This window comes from Mesorhizobium sp. M1E.F.Ca.ET.041.01.1.1, assembly GCF_003997355.1.
GTDB lineage: Bacteria > Pseudomonadota > Alphaproteobacteria > Rhizobiales > Rhizobiaceae > Mesorhizobium.
Map to the genome: position 1 here is coordinate 1 of NZ_RZSL01000992.1, position 1,370 is coordinate 1,370.

Genomic DNA, 1,370 nt, shown 5'->3' on the forward strand with positions numbered 1-1,370 from the left:
ATGTGCCGGGCGCTCGGCGTCTCGCGATCTCGCCTCTATCAGTTGTTCGAACCGAGTGGTGGTGTTCTCCATTACATTCAAAGTCGCCGACTTTTGGCGGCCCATCTTGCGCTTAGCGATCCGGCGGACAGCCGGCGCATTGTTGAAATTGCGGAAGCCTTCGGGTTCAGTTCGGCGGCAAACTTCAGCCGGGCGTTCAGCAAGGAATTCGGTTACAGCCCCCGGGAAGGCCGCAGGACCATGGTATTGCCGCACCCGGCTCACTCTGTTTCGCCTGGCGAGCACGAGAAGGCCTCCTCCTTTGAGGATTGGCTCAAGGCGCTTGGACGCTGAGCAGGCCGTCGGCGTCGGTCGAGATCGGCGACGTTTTCATCAGAATGCGGCCCGGAGTTCTGCTGCGTGCCGGGTGGCAATCCCGTAACTGGGCACGGCGACTGCGTGGGCTGACGGCACCCCAAATAGCACAAGCCCTGGGAGAGATGCCGCGCCGATATCGAGATATGTACGCCGGGATAAGTATTTGGATGGGCAGCTAACGACAATGCGACCTCATTCGTAGATGTTTGCGATGACTTAGCGGGGGCTCGGCACAGGCGGCAGGTTTCCAAGTTGGGGGGAATATCGCACCGCCTGTGCCGATCGCGCCACCGCTGTCCGTCAAAGATGGTGGCGTAATCGAGGTTAGCGTGCCGGGGCGGCCGGCTGGCGTTCATTCCGTCGCAGAATGGCTTAGTGGGGGCCCGATGGCTTAGTGGGGGGCTCGGCACAGGCGGCAGGTGTCCGAGTTGGGGGACATCGGATCGCCTGTGCCGCTCGCGCCACCGCTATCCGTCAAAGATGGTGGCGTAGTTGGGTAAGCGTGACAAGGTGGACGGCGACCGGCTGGAATTCATTCCGCCGCAGATGCCAACTCTTGTCGAGCGGCCGCCCCAAGATGAGGGGTGGGTTCACGAGGCCGAACTCGACGGCTACCGGACGCAGATCATCATCGATACGGGCGGCGTGCGTCTCTACAACAAGAACGGCCGTGACTGGACGACAAAATACTGGCCCATCGCGCTGGCGGTCGAACTGCCATGCCGGGCCGCCATCCTCGACGGCGAGGTGATTGTGTCAGGCGTGCGGGGTGCGCCCGATTCCCCTGGGCTGGAAGCCGCGATCTGGAACGAGCCGAACCGGCTGGTGTTCGTCGCATTCGACATCCTCCATCTCGACGGTCGCAATCTTGCCTCCTTGCCCTTGCTGCAGCGCAAGCGGGCGCTGCGGCAATTGGTTCAGCCTGGCGCCGGCAAGATCCAATACTGTGAGCATTTTGAGGGCGACGCGCTGGCGCTCTTTCGCGCCATCGCGAAAATCGGGCTCAATGGCGT

Annotated in this window: 2 protein-coding genes; both read left to right on the forward strand. The window is 62.3% G+C overall.

From position 1 onward, the window contains the following. Positions 1–333 (forward strand): helix-turn-helix transcriptional regulator (locus EOA38_RS36695; protein WP_145966296.1); only part of this gene is annotated, 333 nt, incomplete at its 5' end. A gap of 534 nt (positions 334–867) precedes the next feature. Next, a partial coding sequence (locus tag EOA38_RS36700) for a DNA ligase (RefSeq protein ID WP_245481021.1) occupies positions 868–1,370 on the forward strand: 503 nt, incomplete at its 3' end.